The sequence below is a fragment of the Curtobacterium sp. WHRI 8282 genome, from assembly GCF_040223925.2.
Taxonomy (GTDB): Bacteria; Actinomycetota; Actinomycetes; order Actinomycetales; family Microbacteriaceae; genus Curtobacterium; species Curtobacterium flaccumfaciens.
This window is the reverse complement of the sequence record NZ_JBEHCD020000001.1, coordinates 1,038,022-1,060,251: the sequence shown is the minus strand read 5'-3', so window position 1 is coordinate 1,060,251 and position 22,230 is coordinate 1,038,022. Positions and strand designations below refer to the sequence as shown.

Here is a 22,230-nt window from a genome sequence, read left to right as displayed (position 1 = left end):
ACCGTGGTCAGCACCTTCGGATCCCTCGCGACCGCCTACTCCGGCCTCGCAGCCGCCCGTGCCGGCATCGACGTCACCGGCCAGAACATCGCGAACGCCGGCACCGCGGGCTACACGCGGCAGCGCGTCACGCAGAACTCGATCCCCGCGACCCAGACCGGGTTCATGCGGGGCACCGCGGCCCTCGCCGGCCAGGGCGTCTCGGTCGACGGCATCGCCCGCCTGGCGTCCCTGACGCTCGACACCGGTGTCCGCGTCGCCGCAGGTTCCTCGGCCTACGCCGATGCCCGCGCCACGGCGCTCTCCGCCCTCGAGACCGGGTTGCACGAGCCCGGCAAGGACGGCCTGAGCGCCAAGCTCGACGTGTTCTGGTCGTCCTGGAGCGAGCTCGCGAGCCACCCCGACGACCCGGGTGCCGCCAGTGCCGTGCTCGGGGCCGCCGGCACCGTCGTCGCCGCCCTGGCTGCCGGCTCGAAGGCCGTCGACGCGCAGTGGTCCTCGGTGCGCGGCACCCTGACCGGGCAGGTCGCCCAGCTGAACGGCGCCGCGGAGCAGGTCGCCGACCTGAACGGCAAGATCCGCACCGCGCTCGCCTCGGGCGGCAACGCCAACGAGCTGCTCGACCAGCGCGACCAGCTCACGCAGCAGATCGCCACGCTCGCCGGCGGCACCACCCGGACGAACGCCGACGGCACGGTCGACGTGCTCCTCGGCGGCAACCCGCTCGTGCAGGGCACCGACGCCCGCTCGGTCGCCCTCGGTGGCGGCGAACGTCTCGCCGACGGCACCGCGGTCACCCTGACCTGGACCACCGGCACGGCCGGGGCGGTCGGACTGGGCGGCGGGTCGATCGGTGGCGCCCTCGCGGTCCTCGCACCCGCGTCCGGCACCGGCACGGGCGGCGCACTCGCCGAGGCCTCCGCGTCCTACGACGCCGTGGCCACGCGGCTCGCCACGACCGTGAACGCCCTGCACGCCGCCGGGACCACCCCGGCCGGCACCACCGGCGCCCCCTTCTTCTCCCTGGCGGCCGGCGTCCCCGCCGCCCAGGCACTCGGCGTCGTCCCCACGGACGCCGGTGGGCTGGCGACGCGGAACGCGGCGGGGGAACTCGACGACTCGTTCGCCGACGCGCTCGCGCGACTCGGGGCGTCGTCGGACGGCGCCGACCAGGTCTGGGCGACGTTCGTGGCGGGGGTGGGCACCGCCTCCAGGTCGGCCACGTCGGAATCGACGATGACCGGACTCGCGCTCACCAACGCGCGCAACCAGCAGCAGTCCAGCGCCGGCGTCGACCTCGACGAGGAGAACGTCAACCTGCTGAGCTACCAGCACGCGTACCAGGGCGCGGCGCGCGTCCTGACCGCGGTCGACGAGATGCTCGACACCATCATCAACCGCGTCGGACTCGTCGGGAGGGGCTGATCGTGATCACCCGTGTGACCACCCAGATGTCGATGGCGGCCGCCTCGGCCCGGCTGCAGGCCGGTGCCGCGCGGGTCGCCGAGCTCACCGACCAGGCCACGACGCTGCGTGCGATCCAGAAGCCCTCGGACGACCCGGTCGGTACCGCGTCGTCGATGCAGGTGCGCAAGGAGCAGGCCGCAGCCGCGCAGTACTCGCGGAACGCGAACGACGCCGCGGCGTGGCTCGCGACCACCGACAGTGCGCTGTCCGGCGTGTACTCGGTGCTCAACAACGTCCGCGACCTCACGGTGCGGGCCGCGAACTCCGGCACCATGAGCGACACCGACCGCGACGCGTTCGTCACGCAGTTCCGGTCGCTCAAGGCCGACCTCGAGGCACGCGCCAACACGACCTACGGCACCCGTTCGGTGTTCGCGGGCTCGTCGACCGCCGCTGTCGCCTACGACCCCGCGACGGGCTGGGCGGCCTCGGGCACCGACGTGTCGCGTCGGGTCGGCGACGGCACCACGGTGCGGGTCGACACCTCCGGCGCCGCGGTCTTCGGCTCCGGCGACGACTCGGTGTTCGGCATGATCGACTCCATCGTCAGCGACCTGCAGAACGGGGTGAACGTGAACGCTCGCATCGGGGACGTCGACACGGCGCTCGGGACCGTCCGCGGCGCCCAGGCCGACGTCGGCGTCCGGCACGCCGCTGCACTCGCGGCGCAGGACTCGCTGAAGTCCGCGACCGTCTCGCTCGAGAGCCGCCGCGCCGACATCGAGGACGTCGACCTCGCGAAGGCCGTCCTCGACCTGCAGGTGCAGCAGACCAACTACCAGGCAGCCCTCGCCGTCACCGCGAAGGTCCTGCAGCCGACCCTGATGGACTACCTCCGATGAGCATCTCCCTGACCTTCGCCGTCCCGCCGTTCGGGCTCGCTCCCGCCGCGGCCTTCGAGCTCTCGCCGGTCGACGGCGCCGAGGGGCTGTTCACGCTCGTCGGCGACGACGCACGGCTGTTCCTGCTCGACGCCGCGGTGCACCTGCCGTCGTACGCGCCGGAGCTCACCGACGAGCAGGCCGCCGGGCTCGGGTTGACCGACCCGACCGATGCGATGCTGCTCGTGGTCGCGAACCCCGGAGCGTCCGGCACCACGGTGAACCTGCTCGCGCCGATCGTCGTGAACGCCCGGACGGCCGTGGGCGCGCAGGTCATCCTCGAGGAGCAGGACCTGCCGCTGCGGGCGGAGCTCGCGCGGGTGTAGGTGGGGGCGGGCTTCGGGCCGGGCCGGGGCCGGTCGACGCGGAACGACACTGTCGACGTCGTACGACATCGGTGCTGTCGCACCTCCGCGTCTGCAACTGTTGCGCACACGTGACAGCGACAGAGTCGCCGTCGTACGACATCGACATCGTCGCAAGTTGCTTCCGCCTCATCCCTCCACAGCCTGGAGGCGCGGCTCGTCATCCACAGATCGGCTCACCGTCGCCCCGTGGTCGGTCCCGGCGATCGATGGTTGATCCATGGACGACCGCGCACGCACCATCCCCCTCATCCGCACGACCGGCAAGCCCAGCGCCGAGCGCCGGGCACTGCAACGCCGGGTCCGTCGGGGCGAGTTGGTCGCGGTACGTCCGGGGGTCCTGGTCTCCCCGTCGTCGGTCGTCGGACTCCGGCCCGAGGACCACCTGTTGCTCCTGGTGCGCGCAACAGCGCCGATGATCCACGCGCCGAGGGCCTTCGCCCGCTCGGCTGCGGCTGCCGTGCACGGACTCCCCTTCGTCCATGCCCCTCCGGCGAAGGTCGACGTGGTCGATCCGCGCCGCGAACGCTCCGACACGTCAGCACATCTGCGGCTCCATCCCGGACCGCTCGTCCGCGAGCCGACGCCGGACGCACGGTGGGCCGGCCTGCCCGCGACCACCCCCGCGGAGATCGACGGAGCGCCCGTCACGTCATTGGCACGGACCCTCGTCGACATCGCGGGTTCGTCCACCCTCGAGTTCGCGCTGCCGATGATCGACCAGGCGCTCCACGATCGGCATCTCCTGCCCGAGGTCCTGCTCGACGAACTCGCCGCGACGGGGCCCACGGGCCACGACAAGGCAGGGATCGCCGTGGGGATGGGCTCGGCGCTGTCGGGGTCACCGGCGGAGTCAGTGTGCCGCGTGCGCTTCCGGGAGATCGGGGTGCCGGAGCCGGTGCAGCAGCACGTGTTCGCCCGGGCCGGATCGGCCACGGCGATCGTGGACTTCTGGTTCCCCGACCAGGGCGTCGTGGTCGAGGTCGACGGCCGCGCGAAGTACGAGGACCCGGCGCTGCTCGACGGGCGGTCCACCGCGGACGCTCACTGGCGCGAGAAACGTCGTGAGGACTTCATCCGGTCGTTCCCCGAGGTCCGTGTGGTCGTCCGGCTCTCGTGGTCCGACCTGATGCTGCCCGACCGGGTGCGGGCTGCCCTCCGGCGCGCGGGTGTGCCGTGCTGAGGCTGCGTGTTCGACGATCAGCGCGGACGACGCGGCGCGTCCGGGTGGTACGTGCGCTGACGCTCGATCCGCGGCCGACCGGACGCTTCACCGGCGTGCGCCACCCCACCGACGACGACCTCACCGAGTCCCACGCGGACACCACGCACCGGCCCCACGCCCTTGACCACGCCGCCGCGGTGGTCGGGGTCGGGCTCCCGGTGGTCGCCGCCGTCCGCCAGTTCGACGTCTCGCAACGAGACCGGCCCGAGCACCTGCGCGCCCGAGCCGATCCGCGCCGGCCCCTCGACGAGACACCCTGCCGTCAGGCGAGCCCGACCACCGATGACGACGTCGGACCCGTCGGCCACGATGGTCACCGGGCCCGGGCCGAGTTCGGCACCCTCGCCGATGTGCACAGCCGACGCCGACGCGACGACGGTCACGGGTCCGGGGCCCAGGCGGGCACCGGCGGCCAGCGTGATCACCCCACCGTGCCGGGTCTCGAGCGTCGTGGACGGGTACAGCTCCACGCCGGGCAGGACCGACACGCCCACCCCGATCAGGACGGACGCGGGATCGAGCACCCGGACCTCGGGCGCGAGGGCGGCCACCTGCCGGACGGTCAGGAACCCGGCCGCACGACGAGCGTCGTCGAGGGGTCCCTGCTCCGGATCGGTGTCCACCCAGCGAGCCTCTCACGTGCCCGGCGTACGGTGAACGCATGGCCCGTGCCCCGAAGGACCAGTCGATCGTGCCCCTGCCGACCGCACCGGTCTCCCCCACCGCTTCCGACCCCCGAACGCAGCAGGTCCAGCCCTCGGGCTGGGCCAAGTGGCTCGATCGGGTCATCAGTGTGCAACGCCCCGTCGTGGTCGCGCACGTCAACGCGATCCGTCGCCGCAAGCCCGACGCGACCCCCGCCGAGGTGATCCAGATCCTCGAGCGGCAGTACCTTGCCGCCGTCACGACCGGCGGTGCCGCGGTCGGTGCGAGTGCGGTGATCCCCGGAGTCGGGATGGCCGCTGCGCTCGGACTGAGCGGCGCCGAGACGGTCGGGTTCCTGGAGACCACCGCGCTGTTCGCACAGTCGGTGACCGAGGTGCACGGCATTGCGCTGGACGACCCGGAGCGCGCCCGCACCCTGGTGATGGCGATGATCCTCGGCGCACCGGGCACGCAGCTCATCAAGCAGCTCGCCGGACAGGCCGCCGGCGGTCAGGCCCGGACCGCGTTCTGGGGCGAGATGGTGACGTCCTCGCTGCCGAAGCAGGTCGTCAACGGCATCGGTGGACAGGTCCGTGACCAGTTCATCAAGCGCTTCGCCATCCGACAGGGCGGCTCGGTCCTCGGCCGCGCGCTCCCGTTCGGCATCGGAGCGGCCGTCGGCGGTCTGGGGAACCACGCCCTGGGGCGCAAGGTGATCCAGGCGTCGCGGACGGGGTTCGGCATGCCGCCGGCGGAGTTCCCGATCGTGCTGACGGTCACACCGGCTGCCGAGAAGACCCGGCGTGCCCTTCCGTGGAAGCGCGGCGCGGGCAAGGACCAGGACCTCTGGACCGAGCCGGGCCAGGACGCCCCCCGCTCGAAGCGCTAGCGGGACGACCGAACAGGGCCCGGGCAGGGTTGCTCAGCAGCCGAGCCCGGGCCGTTCGTGCAACTGCGCCTCAGAAGGACCGCACCGGCGTCGTCACGACCTGCCCGGCGTGGGCGAACCCACCACCGAACCCGAACAGCAGCGCCGGCACCCCCTCTGGCAGATCGCCACGCTCCCACGCCTTCGACAGCCCGAGCGGCACACTCGCGGCCGAGGTGTTCCCGGACTCGACGACGTCACGGATGACGAACTTCGACTCGCCGCCGAGCGCGGTGACGAGCGGCTCGATGATCCGCAGGTTCGCCTGGTGGAACGCGAACACCTCGATGTCGTCCATCGAGAGCCCGGCGGCCTCGACGACCTTGCGGGCGTGCCCCTCGGCCTCGGTGATGGCCCACCGGTAGATCGAGCGGCCCTCCTGGTTGAACCGCCCGGGCGACCCCTCGACACGGACGGCGTCGAGCAAGTGCGGCACGCTCCCCCACGACACCGGGCCGATCTCGGGCGTCTCGGCGACCCCGAGCACGGCGGCACCGGCCCCGTCACCGACGAGTACGCACGTCGACCGGTCGGTCCAGTCGGCGATGCCGGACAGCACCTCGGACCCGATGACGAGCGCGACGTCGGCCGAACCGGTGCGGATGGACTGGTCGGCGAGCCCGAGCGCGTACTCGAAACCGCTGCACGCGGTGTTGATGTCGATCGGCGCCGGGCCGTTCGTCATGCCGAGAGCGGCGGCGACCCGACCTGCCGTGTACGGCGCGCGGTCCTGGTGGGTGGTGGAGGCGACGATGACGAGTCCGACGGCCGAGGGTGACACCCCGGCGTCGGCGAGGGCACGGCGTCCGGCCTCGATCGCCATCGACGTCACGGTGTCGTCGGGCCCGGCGATCCGACGCGTCTGGATCCCGGTGCGGGTGCGGATCCACTCGTCGTTCGTGTCGACCATCGTCGAGAGCTCGTCGTTGGTCAGGACGCGTTCGGGCTGGTGGTGTCCGAACCCGAGGATCCGGCTGCCGCGGAGTGCTGGGATGTTCATCGTCGGCACGTTACCCCCTCATTCCACCGCCGCATGCCGATCGGGGAATGGAGACCACCGCATCACTTCCGCGCCGCTGCGGTCGCGCGGTCGTTCGCCTTGCCGATCGCCTCGACCAGCTCGTCCTTGGTCATCTTCGAGCGGCCGCTGACGTCGAGCCGCTTCGCGACGTCCATCAGATGTGCCTTCGAGGCGTTCGCGTCGACGCCGCCCTCAGTCTTCCCCGAAGAACGCGAAGCGGAACCGCGGGAGCCAGCGGCGCCGGAGTCGGACGGCCCGGAGGACTCCTTCTCCTCCCAGTGGTCGCCGACCTTCTCGTACTCGTGCTTCACAGCGGCGAACGCCGTGCGGTGCGCCCGCTCGCCCGGGCCGTACGTCTCGTTCGCCGAGTCCAGTGTCTTCTCGAAGACCTCCTGCGCGTGCTCCGGTGACCGCTGCAGGGTGCTGGGGATCTCGTCCTTGGCTGGCATGGCTGCTCCTCTCGAGTGGTACCCCCTGACTACTCCCCACCCCTCGACCGGTACTCCCAGGGCCTGGCGTCCGCAGCGCGTCACGAGTAGACCCGTCTCATGGACTACACACACCTCGGACGGACAGGGCTGTCGGTCTCGCGCGCCGTGCTCGGCACGATGAACTTCGGCCCGGAGACCAGCGAGGACGACTCGCACGCGATCATGGACCGGGCCCACGAGCTCGGCGTCAACTTCTTCGACACCGCCAACGGCTACGGCGGCTCGGTGGGCAAGGGCGCCACCGAGGAGATCATCGGCCGCTGGTTCGCCAAGGGCGGCGGACGTCGCGAGAAGACGGTCCTCGCCACCAAGGTCTACGGCGAGATGATCGACTGGCCGAACGGCGGCAAGCTCTCGGCGTACAACATCCGCCAGTCGCTCGACGCGTCGCTGCGCCGCCTGCAGACCGATCACATCGACCTGTACCAGATGCACCACGTCGACCGGGACACCCCCTGGGACGAGATCTGGCAGGCCATGGAACTCGCGGTCGCCCAGGGCAAGGTGCTCTACGTCGGCTCGTCGAACTTCGCCGGCTGGCACATCGCCCAGGCGCAGGAAGCCGCGAAGCACCGCAACTTCCTCGGCCTCGTCAGCGAGCAGTCGATCTACAACCTCGTCGTCCGCGACGTCGAGCGTGAGGTCCTCCCCGCCGCCCGCCACTACGGCCTCGGCGTGATCCCGTGGTCCCCGCTGCAGGGCGGGCTCCTCGGCGGCGTCATCGAGAAGACCGAGAACGGCTCGCGTCGCCTCTCGGGCCGCAGCGCAGAGTACGTCGAGGCGCACCGTGACCAGCTCCAGGCCTACGAGTCCTTCGCGAAGGAGCTCGGCCACACTCCCGGCGAGCTCGCCCTCGCGTGGCTGCTGCACCAGCCCGGAGTCACCGCGCCGATCACCGGCCCGCGCACGATGGAGCAGTGGGAGTCCGCGGTCCGAGCCGTCGACATCCGCCTCGACCAGCGTGCGCTCGACCGGCTCGACGAGATCTTCCCGGGGCACAAGACCTCGCCGGAGGACTACGCCTGGTGACGTCGCCGACGGAACCAACGGGTCGGTGACACGACCATCTGCCTGGAGGCGCGCGATCTCGCCGTCGTGCAGGCCGATCGCCCGCAGGTACGCGTCGACCGACCCCCAGCGACGCTCGACGTGGTCGATGACCGTGGTCATGATCGCCGGAACGCACCGTTGCGCGATCGCGGTGGCCTCGGGGTCGGCGCTCTCTGCGCGTTCCCGCACGAAGCGGTCGACGAGCCGTTCCGCACTCATGGCGTAGTCCTCACCGATCGCGTCGATGTCCGCGCCCCAGTGCCGTGCGAGCAGCGCGCTGACGATCCCGGTGCGATCCTTCCCGGCCGAGCAGCAGACCAGCACGTCGCCGTCGGTGGCCGCGACGGCGCGGAGTGCTTCGGCGATCCCGGTGCGGTGCCGGTCGAGCCAGTCGATGTACTGGTCCTCGAGGGCGATGGCCTCGGCTGCCGACTCCAGCCCCGACGACGGATCGAACATCGGGACGCCTCGGTAGCGAGGCGACGCCGCGAGCGGATGCGGCACGGCGGCGGTCTCGTCGACTCGGCGGAGGTCGATCACCGCGTCGAGGCCGGGCGGGTAGGCGTCCGGTCCAACCGGTTCGGTGTTCGCCCGGTACACGGTGCGGGGGTGGTCGGCCTGGAGGGCGGTACCGCCGACGGGGCGGAGGTTGGTGAGGGCGCGCGACGTCGTGGTCATGCTTCCACTCTGCCGGGGACGAGCCGTCTGCGAGGATCGAACCATGAGTGAACACACCGAACTCATCGTCGCCCTCGACATCGCCGAGCGTGATCAGCGACGAATGGCTGCCGACGTGAACGATTGGCTCCGCGCGTCCGGCTGGAGCGTCCGATCGGCGTCCGCGAACGGGCCGGATGCCCTCGGTGCGCACGCGGACTCGTTCCGTGAGTCGACGTGGAGCAGCGCACCGTCAAGCGCGATCCTCTGCTCCGTCGAGGACTCGATGTGGGACGCGGTCAGCGACATGGAAGGTCCGCGCTGCTGGCAGTGCGACAGCGAAATCGCCGACGAGGACATCTCGCTCCTCGGCGACTGGATGTCCGGCCCAGAACCGGTGTTCACGTGCGGCCAGTGTGGAGCAGTGGCCCTCGCCGGCGACATGAACGTGGCGAGCAGTGTCGTGTTCGGGAACCCAGGAATCACGATCGAGTGTTTCGGGTACGACGGCATTGCCCTCGCGCGGCGGCTGCTGACCGAGGTCCGTGGATCATTCGCGAACCGTTGGGCCTACGTGCACCGCCAACGGTGACCTCGTCTCGAAACTGGCGTGGCCAAGTCGTCCCGGCGCTCACGCGGAGGGCGGTAGCGCTCCTCGCCGCCTCCGTGACCGTCCGAGCGCCGTGATGGCAACGTTCAGCTCAATGCCTGAGAACGTCGCTGGTACGAAGGGGAGGTCGTGTTCGGAACTCGGTCGAGTCCGAGTGCTCACCATTCAGTCGAAGACCTTTGGAACCGCGCCGTCGGCGAGCTCCTCCACTCGCTTGCCGACTTCGCGCAACAACGCCCGACCTGACCCGGAACCAAGGCGGTAGTTCGCGTTCATCCGACGAAGAAATGCGTCCACCTCCCGACCCTCGGCGCCGTCAGCACCCAGCGAGACGAACTCCTTCGACATTCCAGCAAGCTCTTCGCGGCTGAACCCGTCGATGTAGAAGTCGACGTAGTCGGCAACGGACGAGTAGTCGTCCCACCAGTATTGGTAGAGGTTCTCCAGGAAGCCCCCAAGGAGAGGAATCGCTTCGGAGTAGTTCTCGTACCCGATCTCGGTCAATCCAGTCATGTCACCCTCCGAGCCGTTTCGGGTACGCGGTCCGGACCACGAAACCGCCTGGACTGTTCTTGTCCCACAACAACTGCATCCACATCTGCTCCTCGTCTGCGAAGACCCCATCACCGAACCGCCGTCCGATCGCCTGATCGAACGTCGCGGTGATCGTGAAGATCTTGGGCTTGGGCTTGGGCTCCATGTTCAACCAGTTCGAGATCTCGTCGGCTCGGCTCTCCAGGGTGCGGTCGATCAAACGGTTGCGATCGTCCCCGGGGAGACGGAATCCGTCCCGTCGGGCTCGGCGTTCACACCCGAAGCTCAGCCGTCCGCTGATCAGGATGCTGACTGCGCGTTGAGGAGTTCTTGACTGGCAAGAGCTACGAGCGGACGCATCAGGGCCTCGACATTGACCTCGTCATCGTCGAGCGCCGCGCTCGTTGGCTCCGCTGCATCCGCAGTCGACCCCGGTCGGACCTCGATCAGTCCGCCCTCGGACGCCTCACGACAGAGGCGCAAGACCTGCCCGACGCGCGTCGAGCCGACGAGTTCGCTGGAGACGACCTCAGCAACTTGAGCTGCTTCCACTGCAACACCGTCGTCATCGCTACCGGCCTGGATGGCGTCGCGGATCATGTCTCGAACGATCATCCAGTTCTCGCTGCTCGCGAGCGGCGCGAGCACTGGCTGCCAAGCATCCACGAAACGAAGCGGATTGGCTGCGAGGCGCTGGACGAGCCACTCCGGCGTGGTCGTGGTATCCCGCGGGTACTGCTTGAGATCTTCGCGAAGCTGCGTGGTCTCGACGCGCTCAGATTGCACGATGCTGCCATCGAGACCGACCTGGACCGGCCACAGCGGCTCAGTGTCCCAGTCGAAATCGAACCGATAGGCTCCGGAGCTCTCGACCTGGAGTCGCCCCGTGAACCAAGCGCCGTGGTCCGCATCAGACATGAAGGCTCGAAGATCCTTCCAGGCTTGCCACTCCGCCAGACCGGCGGGAGGGCCGAAAGTCACCCCGCTCGCGGTGAGCACCGCCCGCTGCAGTCGCGACGAGACACCAAGGTTCACAAAGACTGAAGTCGCGCGCGACCACGCGCTCGGCATGCGGTCGAAGGTCAAGATCGCAAGGCGATTCTGCGAGCCGTGCAGATCTTCCACTGAGTTCGACCTTTCAGTCCTCAGGCGCACGGTCGGCAACCTTGATGCCCTCTGCCTCCCAGAGCACCTGGAGGGACTTTGCGAGGTCAACGAATGCTTCCCACGTGCTTCGTGGAGCGAACCGGCGGTCTCGGAGACACTTGCGAAGACGCTCCGCCGTGGCGTGCGCGTCATCGGGCGCGATGTCGGGCGCGAGGATCTGCTGCCGGTCTTCAGTCACGTTCCACCGCCGGTGAGCGATCCCCCATCCACGCCGGGCAAACGCACCACGCTGCGCTCGAACCCGACCAGCCCCTCGAGCGCGTCGCGGAATTGGGCGATCTGCGGTGATAGCTGCGGATACTCAATCAGTGCCTGGCCCGCGTTGGCAGAAGGGTCGATTCCGCGCCACACGTGGTCTCGAGTGGTTTCCTCGCTCGGAATCACCGCCACGATGGATCGAAGCCGGCCCGCATCGACTTGGTTCAAGACGTCCTGGAGGAGGCCATCGGCAACCTCATCGTCATCCAGCAGGTCGAGTTCATCGTCGAGGATCGCTTCACGTAGAAGCCGCTTCACGCCTTCAGCGATGACCATCCAGTCGGAATTCTCCTGCATCTTCAGCATCGCGCTCGGCCACACGGCGTCTCGGAATTCCGGAGCCGGCAGGGACTGCAATTCCTCGAGCCATCGCGGCGTCATCTCCGGAATTCGCGGGTACCGGAGGAGATCAGCAAGCAACTCGGAGCGCTCGATGTCTCGGCCCTGCTGAACTGCCCCACCCGTACCCACACTGCTCGGCCAGACAGGGCGTTCATCCCACTCGAAATCCATGCTGTAATGACCGTCGCTCGACACCTTCAGGTGACCGATCAACCATGCTCCGCGGTCGGCACCGGCCATGACGCCGCGAAGCCGCGACCAAGCACCGTAGAGCTCGATTGCGGGCGTGGGACGCTGCACAGACTGACCGTCAAAAGTCGAAAGAATGCCGTTGAGCTGCTGGGTGTTCGCGACCTCGACGAAAACGTCATGACAGGTCGCCCAACCTTCACCAAGCGTTCGCATCGTCAGCGCAGCTACTTCATTCTGCGCAGCGAGTTCAGCTTCCATCGATCCCAAGAATCGGCCTCCGTGTCAAAAACTTAAGAAGTCGTTGCTATCAATGCCTCGATGGATGCCGCTAAGCCAACGGCCGAAACACGTGAGTTACGACTGCGTTCGCGAATTCCTTGAGGAACACCCGCCCACCCAACCGTGTTCGGATCTTCCGTCTCTGCTGACAGCGCTCAGGATCTCGCCGCGGTCCTTGACAGCAAGTTTCTCAAGCGACGAATTCCTGAAGTCGTACGAGAAGGAGTGGTCCCGGAGCTCATCTCAAGACTTCACGACGTTCGCGATCTCCTGGTCCGCGAGCTGGTCGATGAGCGACAGCAGCACGACGACGTTGCAATGGAACGCTTGGTCGTTGCAGATCGCGTCTCGCGACGCGCCACCCTCGTCCGAATTCAGCTGCCCAGGCTCGTCGACCACACCCGCTGCCGCTGCATCTCGGAGTAAGCGCATCATCTGACTCACCCGTGTCGATGCCAGCAACTCACTGTAAACCGCTTCGGTGATCACATCACGTTCTAGTACGGCATCTCGATCATCGCCGAGCAGCTGGATCGTGTCACGGACCATTTCCCGGACGATCGACCAGTTCGGGCTGCTCCCGAGCGGCTCGAGTCGGGCGTCCCACCTGTCGGAGAAGTGCAGCGGAGATGCGCCGAGACGCTCGACGAGCCATGGTGGTGTCGTAGCCGCGGACCGCGGATGCATCGCCAGGTCTTCTCGCAATTCCGGATTCTCCACCGGCAATGAGTCCACGAGCTGTCCAGCGATGTCGATCAGCAGTGGCCATCGGGGCTCGTCGTCCCAGGAGAACTCGAACTGGTAAGCACCACTTGAATCGAGGCGCAGGAACCCCGTGAACCAGGCACCCTGTTCTGATTCGGCCATGACTTCGCGCAGACGACTCCACGCCTCGAATTCCGCGAGGTCAGCGGGAGGGGTGTGAATGACTGCAATGCCAGTGTCCACAGCCTGCTCGATTCGCGCGGTCACGCCGAGACTGACGAAGACACTCGTCGAACGTTGCCACCCTGATCCCAGCCGATCGAACGTGAGGATCGCGAGCGCATTCTGTTGGTCGATGACGTCGGATACAGAACTCAATCGGCGAGGCCTCCGGCCCTTGTCGCCGCCTCATGCGAGACGTGGTTCGTGACGCGGACTTGTTGCAGGTGCTCGACAACGTCCCGTGCCCAGTGGATCAAGAGTATCGACCCACGATCAGCGCGACCAAAATACTGCATCTCGCGGCTCGGGTATACCGAGGTGTTCGGATCTTCTCGCAGCATCCGGAGATGCAGTTTTCCACCCTCCGGACTGCTCGCACATTGACACTTCGGCCGTGTTCCGGAGTGAGATTCATTCCGTACGGTGAACCGCCATGGCCGGCCGACAGCAGGTGCCCGCCATGGTCATCGGCGAGTCGGTCCGGACCGCCAGCCAGCCGCTGCTCATCAGCGTCACGCACGCGCTCGCGCTCGCTGAGCGGGTGGCGGCGATCGATCATCGCTTCACAACGACCTGGGCGGCACCGTCTACTTCAGTCGAACTCGACGCGGAGATCCGAGGCATCCCAGATGTCTTTGATCCTCAAGCCAAGGTCTCGGAACCGTTCGTCCGCGGGTATCGGCAGATCGATTTCTACCGCCTCACCAAAGCGGCGAGCACGAAAGTCTAAGACGAACTCGTTCGGTTTGTTGATGATGGTCTGGAACGCCGCACCAGCCGTTACCGATGCATGCAGCATTGATCCACCCGGAATCGCTGAAGCCAATGAGAGCGTAAATCCCCGTGCCGGTTCCGCAACGCCGTCGACTTTGTACGGCGACGAAGCGACGAGTCCCGACCAAGACCTCTCATCTGCACTATCGATGTTCCGATCGTGGAACGTCCATATTCCATCGAACACAGGCAGCGCAACTTTGATCGCGGCGGAAGTCTCAACCAGACGAGCAGCGATCACGTCCGCAGACTCGGGCCTTGCATCCCAGTCTGCCACGAGGTACCAGTCGGTGACATTGGTCTGCACGCTTACCATCCTTTGAAATCGCGAGGCATCTCGATGTATTCTACCGATACATTCCTCAGTCGTCGAATCGCGTGGGCGAATTCTGCTGCGATATCCGGATCCCGAGTGAATACCCATCGCAACTGCACGTTTGGGTCCTCAAGCGCGTTAAGTTTGGCCGTGGCCGACTTGGCCCATCCCTCGATCATCTCTGCCTTCCGGGCCGGCGACAGGCTTTGCAACCAGCCGTAGTTGCCCTTCACCTCGGTGACAGTCGGGCGCCCATCGACAATGCTGAAGTCATCGAGCTTCAACGGGTGAGTCGGATGTGCGTGATTCGGCACCTCGTACTCGGGGATCCGCCCGTCGGGCAGCGATTTGATCCCCGTCACCCACTCCTGGTCGAGCATCCCCTTGCCACCCTCGATGCGCTCGCTTGCGATCCAATGTCCAACGTGGCCATGCTCGGCCGCTCCGATGGTGGGCTGCAGGTCCCGTGCGGTGTCCGGCGGACGGAAACCAGTCCGAGATTCCATTTGTGCGTGCTCGAGTTCCCGCGGAGAGTCAGCGATGTGTCCGCGCGCCCCATTTGACGGATCAAGGGCACCGGCACCATCGCCGTGAGCGATTCCGGGAGACGCAGCGGGGTCGACCCCTGATTCCGTCCCAGCGTGAGGCATCGATTCTTGGCCCACGGCCGGTCGCGGCGTCGTCTCACCCTCCACCCGATCCGCCACCGAGTGCAACCAGTGCCCACCCGAACCCGGGTTCCCCACCTCGATGTGCGGCCGCCCGACCCCCACCCCGAACCCGTCCGGCGTCGCCATGGCGTGCTCGACGCTGACCTTCACGGTGGGGATCCTGTCCCCGAGCCCTCGGAGTGCATCCGCGAACCCGCCACGCCCGCGCGCCAGCAGGTCCGAGACTCCCGACAACGCCTTCCCCGGCAGGCTCGACAGCGCATCCCCGACCCGCACGATCGTGGTGCCGGCGGCCGCGACCTTCGAACCGATTGCCGCGAGCTTGCTGCCGTCCGCCCCGAGCACCGCGAGCCGCGACCCGAGCGCCGCGACCTTCGCGCCCGCGCCGATCTCGCCCGCGCCGGGGATGAACAGCGTGCCGATGTTGAACGCGGCACCACCGGCGGCGTGAGCGGGGTCGTCCCGCCAGTCCTCCGGCGACCCGACGAAGCCCTCGACGAGGGTCTTCTGCTTGTCCATGATGTTCCGCGCGGTGTCACCGACGACATCCGGCAGGACGCCCTTCGGCAGCGCCGCGGCGATCAGGAGCGGCGGGCTGCCCATCAGGACGATCAGCCCGAGGGACTCCGCGAAGCCCTTCCAGGACTGCGCCGCCCAGTCGCCGTCACCCCACTCGCCGGTCTGTGAGTTGTACCCGATCAGTCCGCCGAGTCCCTCGATCGTGCCCTTCGCGGCGTCGTACACGCCGGAGTCGAACGATTCCTGGCACGACTGGTCACCGCGCCCGGTGCTCCCCCACGGCATCGGTTCGTTCGCCTTGACCGCGGCCGTGTAGTCGACGGCCTGCACCGGCGCCAGGCACATGTCGGTGCGCAGCCCGTTGATCGCGTTGACGCATTCCGCGGACGCGGCGGAGAGCTTCGTCTCCTGCTCGGCGACCTTGGTGAGCAGCTCGTTGTTCTCGTCGACGTACGGCGTGTACTGGTCCCACGGCAGGTGCACGTCGTCGAGCACCTCGCCGAAGTTCTGGACGAGCCCGACGATGCCCTGGTTGGCCGGGTGCTCCGGGTCCCACGGGCCGACGGTCTTGCCCTTCAGCGCCTTCTCGACGAACGTCGCGGCCTCGGCCTTCAGCTCGACGAGCCGCTTCGCGATGGGCGCGACGGCGGTCGCGTAGTCGCCGATGAACGTCGACGCCTTCTGCAGGGTCGCGGCGAGTGCTGCGGTGTCGGTCTCGACGCCGTCCATGACCGCGAGCAGGTCTGCCGAGTCCGGTGTCGTGTAGCTGCTGCCGAGCTTCGCCCAGGCGGTCTTCACCTCGCCGCCGCGGGTCTCGACGTCGGTGGCCGACGTCGAGAACGCCGTGCCGGCGGTCTCGACCTTCGCCGCGTCGATGTTCGCGCCGGGGATCGCATCCGGGTCGATCAGGCCGTCGGCGCGGCACTGGCTCGTCACTGGTCACCACCCAGGTCGAAGGCCGAGAAATCGCCCGTACTGGAGGCGCGGATCGCGTTGGTCTGCGCCGTCGCGGCCATCTCCTCGTCACCGTGGTAGTAGGCGAGGGTCGCGGTGGCAGCGCCGGCCAGACCGGCGGTGATGTGGTTGCCCACGCGGGTCAGGAGGTCCGAGTGGCTCTCGATGAGCGCGGCCACGGCACCGGCGACCGCCTGGTCGTCCCCGACGGCGGTCGTGAGCGCCGCGTGGGCGTCGGCGAGACCGTCGAACGCGGTCGAGAGGTTCGTCGCCGCGGTCTCGGTGTCGGTGAGCGTCGTCTGCACGCCCGCGGGCTCGATCTGCCAGCCGTTCCCCATGGCTCCCCCTGGTCGTGGTCCCGCTCGGTCAGAGCGATCGCGTGGTCACTGCACGGCTCGGGACTCCGCCGTTCCCCCGGCGGCGTCCGCGATTCTGTGCACGATCCGCTCGGCCGTCCCCCGGAACGGGGGTTGCGCGGCCGCGTGGATCTCGGTCCACCATAGCCGATCACCCGCCACCGACAACGGTCTGGTGAGCAGCCGCTCCGCGTCGATGACGCTGTCGAGCCGGCGGGACTGGAAGAGCGTGAGGAGCACCACCCCGTCGTCCGACACGAGCTGCAACGCATCGCCCGCCCAGAGCTGGCGGATGCCGGTCGTCGGGTCGACCGCGGCGGCTCCGGCGAGCACGGCTGCGGCGTCCACGTGCTCGGCGGTGAGGATGGTCCACTCGGCGCTCATCGGTCCGCCCCGAACCCGAGCAGTTCGACGGCACGGGGGCCGAGCGCGGTGCCGAGCTCGGCCAGCCGCCGCCAGCGGGCCTCCACCTCGGCGCCCCCGGTCAGCCCTGCGGTCGGCGGCGAGAAGTCGAGCAGCAGCGACGGCACGCGCGGCGTCCCGACCGGCGTGGCACCCACCGGCAACGAACCGGCGTCGACGCCGAGGTCCCGCACGGCGGCGGCACCCACGACCGCTCCGAGGGGGACGGGCATGCCGCGCTGCCGAGCGGCGAGGGTCGCGTCTGCGTGCCCGCCCGAACGCCACGCCGTCGCGAGCAGCACGCGCTGTCGACGCGCGAGGTCGGCCAGGACGTCGACGACGGGACCGTCCACCGGAGGCGAGTCGTTCCCGGGGACCGGCACCGTGCCTCCCGGCCGCGGCAGTGCCAGCCGCGTCTCCTCGGTGACACCCGTGGCGGACCGTTCGATGCGGAGCTGCACCGCAGCGAACCCGACGTCCACCGGGGCGACGGCGACGAGCCGGGTCGGACGGGGCGCGCGGCCGCGGGCGAAGTCGGTGACGGCGCCGACGCTCCAGGCGAGCGTGGCCGGCTCGACCGTGCCCCAGGCGGTGGGCGCGCTGCCGGCGAGTCCCTCGAGCAGGAGCTCGGCGGTGCGACCGATGCCGGCCTGCTCGGTGGCGGGGTGGTGGACGGACACGATCAGCTCGACCCAGGGGACCTCGTCGGCGCCGAGCCGGGTGGTGCGCTGGGAGGCCTGCGGGGCGAACATCGCGGTCGCGACGTCGTCGACGACCTCGGTGGAGCCGGCGGCGCGGTAGCGGTCGCCCTCGCGGACGACCCACGCGCTGCTCGTGCGCCGGAGCATCGCGAGCATCGCCGGGGTGAGGCGGCTGGTGGGCGGGGTGAGCAGCACGAACGCGAGGTCGGCGGCCCGTGTCTCGAGCACGAGCCCCATCCGGGCGGAGGACAGCGACACGATCGCGGCGTCGGTCTCGGAGACGACGAAGCCGGGCCCGACCGCGTCGACGAGCGGGTGCGCGAGGGTGACGTCGTCCACGCCGGAACCCTACCGGCCGGGGATGGTCCCGCACACGACGACGGGCCCCGCGCTGCTGTGTGCGCGGGGCCCGTCGTCGTGCGGGTGGTGGAGCGTGTCTAGCGGACGCTGACCGGGCTGTCGTCGGTCTGCTCGTAGAGGACGTAGCCCTCTTCGCCGTGGACCGCGGTGTCGATGCCGGCGACCTCGTCCTCGGTCTTGACGCGGAAGCCCATCGTCTTCTCGATGACCCAGCCGATGATGAAGGCCAGGACGAACGAGTACGCGCCGACGGCACCCGCTGCGGCCGCCTGCTTGCCGAGCTGCTCGAACGAGCCGGAGTAGATCAGGCCGGTGTCGTTGGCGAAGAAGCCGAGGAACAGCGTGCCGAAGATGCCGCCGACCAGGTGGACGCCGACCACGTCGAGCGAGTCGTCGAAGCCCAGGCGGTACTTCCAGTCGATGGCGAAGCAGCAGACGATGCCGGCGAGGAAGCCGAGCAGGATGCCCCAGCCCGGGGTGAGGTTGGCGCAGGCCGGGGTGATCGCGACGAGGCCGGTGACGGCTCCCGAGGCGGCGCCGACGGAGGTCGCCTTGCCGTCCTTGAGCTTCTCGACGAGCAGCCAGCCGAGGACCGCGGCTGCGGGAGCGGCGAGCGTGTTGATCCAGGCGAGCGACGCGACACCGTTCGCGGCACCGGCGGAGCCGGCGTTGAAGCCGAACCAGCCGAACCACAGGATGGCGGCGCCGAGCAGGACGAAGGGCGGGTTGTGCGGCTTGTGCGCGCCCTTGGCGAAGCCGACACGCTTGCCGAGGACGATCGCCAGGGCAAGACCCGCCGCACCGGCGTTGATGTGCACCGCGGTGCCACCGGCGAAGTCGATGACGCCCCACGTGGCGGCCCAGCCGGAGGTCAGGTTGAAGACCCACGAGGCGACCGGGAAGTAGACGACCGTGACCCAGATGCCGGCGAAGACCATCCACGCGCCGAACTTGGCGCGGTCGGCGATGGCGCCGGAGATGAGCGCGACGGTGATGATCGCGAACGTCGCCTGGAAGCCGACGAACGCGAGGTCGGGGTAGGTGGCGGCGAGCGTGGTGGCCTGGGACTGTTCGAACGCCTGGCCGAGGCCGATCTGGTTCCAGTCGATGCTGAAGAACCCGACGACGCCGCTGACGGCCGTGTGCGGCCCCGTGTTGGCGAAGGCGATCGCGTAGCCGTACAGCACCCAGAGGACGCCGACGAGCGCGATCGCACCGAAGGACATCATCATCATGCTGATGACGGACTTCGCCTTCACCAAACCGCCGTAGAAGAAGGCCAGGCCGGGTGTCATGAACAACACCAGCGCAGCCATGATCATGATGAAGCCTGTCTGGCCCTGATCAAGCATCTGTTCACCTCTCGATTGCACGAGCGGCTCTTGGACCGCCTCGGGTGTCACCGAGTCTGGCGAGGCGAGGTTTCACGAGGGAGCACGAACTGTTTCGCGGATGTAACGCGACCGCGCCGTTTGTAAACGTCGTGTTTCCGCCGGCCCGATGTCCCCTGCGCGAGGGGCAGGAGACCGCCGTGGACAGATCGGTCTGACGGCGAGGGGTCCTCAGGCGCGGGTGAGCGCCACCACGCGGGACGCCGCGCGCAGGTACTTCTTGCGGTAGCCGCCCTCGAGCATCGCGTCGGGGTACACCTGATCGAGCGGGGTGCCCGAGGCGACGATCCGCACCTGCGCGTCGTACAGCCGGTCCACCAGGGCGACCCAGCGCAGCGCGTCGGTCTGGTCGGTGAACGCCCGGACGTCGGTGAGTCCGACGGCGTCGAGGTCCTCGACCAGCGCGACGTACTTCGAGGGGTGCACGGAACCCAGGTGCGCGACCACCGCGCCGAAGTCGTCGAGCGTCACGGAGCCGGACGGCAGCGCGGCGGGCACGTCGGACACCACCTGCGCCGACTCGTCCACGGCACGTCGGCGGTAGTCGAGGCCGTCGATGCGCATCGTGTCGAAGCGGTCCGACATCGCCTGGATCTCGCGCAGGAAGTCCTGCGCGGCGAAGCGTCCCTCGCCCAGCGCTCCCGGGGGCGTGTTCGACGTCGCGGCGAAGCGGGTGCCGGTCTCGGTCAGTTCCTTGATGAGCCGGGTCATCACCATCGTGTCGCCCGGGTCGTCGAGCTCGAACTCGTCGATGCACACCAGTGCGGTGCCGCGGAGCAGGTCGACCGTCCCCTGGAACCCCAGGGCGCCCACGAGCGCGGTGTACTCGATGAAGGTGCCGAACGTCTTCCGGCCGGTGGCCGCGTGGTAGGCGGCTGCGAGCAGGTGGGTCTTGCCGACGCCGAACCCGCCGTCCAGGTACACGCCGGACTTCGCCGCGGGTTCCGCCGACTGCTTCCGGCGCCCGAACAGCCCGCGCCGCGGGGCGTCCACGGGACCGGCGGCCACGAACGCGGCGACGGCATCGCGGACCGAGGCCTGCGAGTCGTAGTCCGGGTCCGGCCGGTACGAGTCGAACGACGCGTCCGTGAACTGGGGCGGGGGCACGAGCGCCGCCGCCATCTGCTGCGGGGTCACCCGGGGATCACGGTCGACGAGGTGAGCGGGCAATCGGGGAACCCTTCCGGGAAGCATGTCGTGGGGTGTCAAGTTGCGTCAGGGGCACGGTACGTCCGCGTACCGTTGCCCACAGGCACCGACGCCCGATCCTAGTCCGGCGCCGGCAGCACGCTCCCCAGCACCACGCTCCCCCGCACCCCCTGGAGGTACCCCCGATGACCGCACCGGTCGACCCGTCCGAGAAGTTCGCCGCCTACGCGCACCCGGAGCGCCTCGTCTCCACCGACTGGCTGCAGGAGCAACTCGACGCCGGGGCCGGCGCGCCCGACCTGGTGGTCGTCGAGTCCGACGAGGACGTCCTGCTCTACGAGACGGGGCACATCCCGGGCGCCGTGAAGATCGACTGGCACACCGACCTCAACGACCCGGTGCAGCGCGACTACATCGACGGTGCCGCCTTCGCCGAGCTCCTCGGCGGCAAGGGCATCGGCCGCGACACCACGGTCGTGATCTACGGCGACAAGAACAACTGGTGGGCGGCGTACGCCCTCTGGGTGTTCACCCTGTTCGGCCACGAAGACGTCCGCCTGCTCGACGGTGGTCGCGGCAAGTGGATCGCCGAGGACCGCGCCCTGACCACCGACGAGACCCCGGTCACGCCCGTCGAGTACCCCGTCGTCGAGCGCCACGACGAGCCCGTCCGCGCGTTCAAGGACGACGTCCTCGCGCACCTCGGCAAGCCGCTCATCGACGTCCGCAGCGCCCCGGAGTACAGCGGGGAGCGCACGACGGCGCCCGACTACCCCGAAGAGGGCGCGCTGCGCGGCGGCCACGTCCCCACCGCCGTGAACATCCCCTGGGCGACGGCCGCAGCCCCCGACGGCACCTTCAAGTCACGCGACGAGCTCGACGCCGTCTACCGCGACGGTGCCGGCATCGGTGACGCCGACGAGGTCATCGCCTACTGCCGCATCGGTGAGCGCTCGAGCCACACCTGGTTCGTCCTGCAGCACCTGCTCGGCTACGACAACGTCCGCAACTACGACGGCTCGTGGACCGAGTGGGGCAGCGCCGTCCGCGTCCCCATCGTGCAGGGATCCGAGCCGGGTACTGTTCCGAACCGATGAACGCCAGCACCGACGCACCACTCCCCGCCACCCTCGCCGAGATCCGCGACGACTTCCTCGCCCTGGGCCAGAAGGACCGCCTGCAGCTCCTGCTCGAGTTCTCGAACGAGCTGCCCGCACTGCCCGAACGCCTGCAGGGGCACGAGGACGAGCTCGAACGCGTCGAGGAGTGCCAGTCCCCCGTCTTCATCACCGTGACGGTGGGCGAGGACGGCGATGCCCCGGACGTGGTCCGGATGCACGCCACCGCCCCGCGCGAGGCTCCGACCACCCGCGGCTTCGCCTCGATCCTGGCGCAGGGGCTGTCCGGCCTGACCGTCGAGCAGGTGCTCGCCGTGCCGACGGACTACCCGCTGACCATCGGCCTGTCCGAGGCGGTCAGCCCGCTGCGGATCCGCGGCATGGTGGGCATGCTCGGACGCGTCCAGCGTCAGGTGCAGGCGGCGGTCGCGTAGACGCGACCCGTTGACGGACAGGAGGCGCGGTGCCAGCTGGCACCGC

General features: G+C 69.0%; 24 protein-coding genes and 1 pseudogene. 9 read left to right on the top strand and 16 right to left on the bottom strand.

From position 1 onward, the window contains the following. Positions 1–3 precede the first annotated feature (3 nt). The 4 genes from flgK (at position 4) to ABRP24_RS05225 (ending at position 3,896) form a co-directional block, all read left to right on the top strand. Positions 4–1,425, top strand: a complete 1,422-nt coding sequence (flgK, locus tag ABRP24_RS05240; protein WP_349849319.1) for a flagellar hook-associated protein FlgK — start codon at positions 4–6, stop codon at positions 1,423–1,425. 2 nt (positions 1,426–1,427) lie between these two features. Further along, on the top strand, positions 1,428–2,309 hold the full coding sequence (locus tag ABRP24_RS05235) for a flagellin (protein WP_173033691.1): 882 nt from the start codon (positions 1,428–1,430) through the stop codon (positions 2,307–2,309). Continuing rightward, complete coding sequence (gene fliW / locus ABRP24_RS05230; protein ID WP_111090863.1) at positions 2,306–2,674, top strand: flagellar assembly protein FliW; 369 nt, start codon at positions 2,306–2,308, stop codon at positions 2,672–2,674. Before ABRP24_RS05235 ends, fliW begins: the two co-directional genes overlap by 4 nt. 259 nt (positions 2,675–2,933) lie before the next feature. Further along, positions 2,934–3,896 (top strand): hypothetical protein, encoded by a 963-nt coding sequence (locus tag ABRP24_RS05225; RefSeq protein WP_349849322.1) that lies wholly within the window; start codon positions 2,934–2,936, stop codon positions 3,894–3,896. 17 nt (positions 3,897–3,913) lie between these two features. Here ABRP24_RS05225 and ABRP24_RS05220 read toward each other — a convergent pair whose 3' ends face one another. Continuing rightward, positions 3,914–4,561 carry a hypothetical protein gene (locus ABRP24_RS05220; protein WP_349849324.1) on the bottom strand — a complete coding sequence of 216 codons (648 nt, stop codon included), beginning with the start codon at positions 4,559–4,561 and terminating at the stop codon, positions 3,914–3,916. Positions 4,562–4,599: 38 nt separating this feature from the next. Between ABRP24_RS05220 and ABRP24_RS05215 the strand changes: the two genes are divergently transcribed. Next, positions 4,600–5,472 (top strand): hypothetical protein, encoded by an 873-nt coding sequence (locus tag ABRP24_RS05215; protein WP_349849326.1) that lies wholly within the window; start codon positions 4,600–4,602, stop codon positions 5,470–5,472. A gap of 70 nt (positions 5,473–5,542) precedes the next feature. Here ABRP24_RS05215 and ABRP24_RS05210 read toward each other — a convergent pair whose 3' ends face one another. Both ABRP24_RS05210 and ABRP24_RS05205 read right to left on the bottom strand, forming a co-directional pair. Then, positions 5,543–6,511 (bottom strand): beta-ketoacyl-ACP synthase III, encoded by a 969-nt coding sequence (locus ABRP24_RS05210; protein WP_027465501.1) that lies wholly within the window; start codon positions 6,509–6,511, stop codon positions 5,543–5,545. 62 nt (positions 6,512–6,573) lie between these two features. Then, positions 6,574–6,981, bottom strand: coding sequence for a ChaB family protein (locus ABRP24_RS05205; protein ID WP_301567365.1), 408 nt, complete (start codon positions 6,979–6,981; stop codon positions 6,574–6,576). A gap of 99 nt (positions 6,982–7,080) precedes the next feature. Between ABRP24_RS05205 and ABRP24_RS05200 the strand changes: the two genes are divergently transcribed. Beyond that, complete coding sequence (locus tag ABRP24_RS05200) at positions 7,081–8,052, top strand: aldo/keto reductase (RefSeq protein WP_176708751.1); 972 nt, start codon at positions 7,081–7,083, stop codon at positions 8,050–8,052. A gap of 99 nt (positions 8,053–8,151) precedes the next feature. Here the strand turns inward: ABRP24_RS05200 and ABRP24_RS05195 are convergent. Further along, positions 8,152–8,751 (bottom strand): annotated as a pseudogene (locus ABRP24_RS05195) (tyrosine-protein phosphatase); the annotation flags it as partial. Between the two features lie 43 nt (positions 8,752–8,794). Here ABRP24_RS05195 and ABRP24_RS05190 point away from each other — a divergent pair. Then, positions 8,795–9,322, top strand: a complete 528-nt coding sequence (locus ABRP24_RS05190; RefSeq protein WP_349849329.1) for a hypothetical protein — start codon at positions 8,795–8,797, stop codon at positions 9,320–9,322. Between the two features lie 183 nt (positions 9,323–9,505). On the opposite strand, the gene ABRP24_RS05185 is transcribed toward ABRP24_RS05190, so the two are convergent. From ABRP24_RS05185 to zapE, 12 genes are all read right to left on the bottom strand, one after another. Beyond that, positions 9,506–9,853, bottom strand: a complete 348-nt coding sequence (locus ABRP24_RS05185) for a hypothetical protein (protein WP_071244584.1) — start codon at positions 9,851–9,853, stop codon at positions 9,506–9,508. A gap of 1 nt (position 9,854) precedes the next feature. Then, the gene (locus tag ABRP24_RS05180) at positions 9,855–10,094 is read right to left on the bottom strand and encodes an RNase A-like domain-containing protein (RefSeq protein WP_349849331.1); all 240 of its coding nucleotides are present in this window, start codon (positions 10,092–10,094) and stop codon (positions 9,855–9,857) included. A gap of 80 nt (positions 10,095–10,174) precedes the next feature. Further along, the gene (locus ABRP24_RS05175) at positions 10,175–10,999 is read right to left on the bottom strand and encodes a hypothetical protein (RefSeq protein ID WP_349849333.1); all 825 of its coding nucleotides are present in this window, start codon (positions 10,997–10,999) and stop codon (positions 10,175–10,177) included. Between the two features lie 216 nt (positions 11,000–11,215). Next, entirely contained in the window at positions 11,216–12,091 is an 876-nt protein-coding gene (locus ABRP24_RS05170) for a hypothetical protein (protein ID WP_349849335.1), read from the bottom strand. 264 nt (positions 12,092–12,355) lie between these two features. Further along, a complete protein-coding gene (locus ABRP24_RS05165; protein WP_349849337.1) occupies positions 12,356–13,195 on the bottom strand; it encodes a hypothetical protein in 840 nt (279 codons plus the stop codon). A 436-nt stretch (positions 13,196–13,631) separates the two neighbouring features. Continuing rightward, positions 13,632–14,120, bottom strand: a complete 489-nt coding sequence (locus ABRP24_RS05160; protein ID WP_155896810.1) for a hypothetical protein — start codon at positions 14,118–14,120, stop codon at positions 13,632–13,634. Positions 14,121–14,122: 2 nt separating this feature from the next. Further along, positions 14,123–16,048, bottom strand: coding sequence for a hypothetical protein (locus tag ABRP24_RS05155; RefSeq protein ID WP_349849339.1), 1,926 nt, complete (start codon positions 16,046–16,048; stop codon positions 14,123–14,125). Between the two features lie 203 nt (positions 16,049–16,251). Then, entirely contained in the window at positions 16,252–16,611 is a 360-nt protein-coding gene (locus ABRP24_RS05150; protein WP_232749534.1) for a DUF6507 family protein, read from the bottom strand. 45 nt (positions 16,612–16,656) lie between these two features. Further along, entirely contained in the window at positions 16,657–17,013 is a 357-nt protein-coding gene (locus ABRP24_RS05145) for a hypothetical protein (RefSeq protein ID WP_349849341.1), read from the bottom strand. Further along, positions 17,010–18,071 (bottom strand): DUF6177 family protein, encoded by a 1,062-nt coding sequence (locus tag ABRP24_RS05140; RefSeq protein WP_232749532.1) that lies wholly within the window; start codon positions 18,069–18,071, stop codon positions 17,010–17,012. Before ABRP24_RS05140 ends, ABRP24_RS05145 begins: the two co-directional genes overlap by 4 nt. 98 nt (positions 18,072–18,169) lie before the next feature. After that, positions 18,170–19,414, bottom strand: coding sequence for an ammonium transporter (locus tag ABRP24_RS05135; protein WP_254066179.1), 1,245 nt, complete (start codon positions 19,412–19,414; stop codon positions 18,170–18,172). A 240-nt stretch (positions 19,415–19,654) separates the two neighbouring features. Further along, positions 19,655–20,677: a cell division protein ZapE gene (gene zapE / locus ABRP24_RS05130; protein WP_071244575.1), complete on the bottom strand. Its 1,023-nt coding sequence runs from the start codon at positions 20,675–20,677 to the stop codon at positions 19,655–19,657. Positions 20,678–20,817: 140 nt separating this feature from the next. Between zapE and ABRP24_RS05125 the strand changes: the two genes are divergently transcribed. Both ABRP24_RS05125 and ABRP24_RS05120 read left to right on the top strand, forming a co-directional pair. Continuing rightward, positions 20,818–21,729: a sulfurtransferase gene (locus ABRP24_RS05125; protein WP_071244574.1), complete on the top strand. Its 912-nt coding sequence runs from the start codon at positions 20,818–20,820 to the stop codon at positions 21,727–21,729. Beyond that, positions 21,726–22,184, top strand: coding sequence for a SufE family protein (locus tag ABRP24_RS05120; protein WP_027465483.1), 459 nt, complete (start codon positions 21,726–21,728; stop codon positions 22,182–22,184). The genes ABRP24_RS05125 and ABRP24_RS05120 overlap by 4 nt, the downstream gene beginning before the upstream one ends. Positions 22,185–22,230 lie beyond the last annotated feature (46 nt).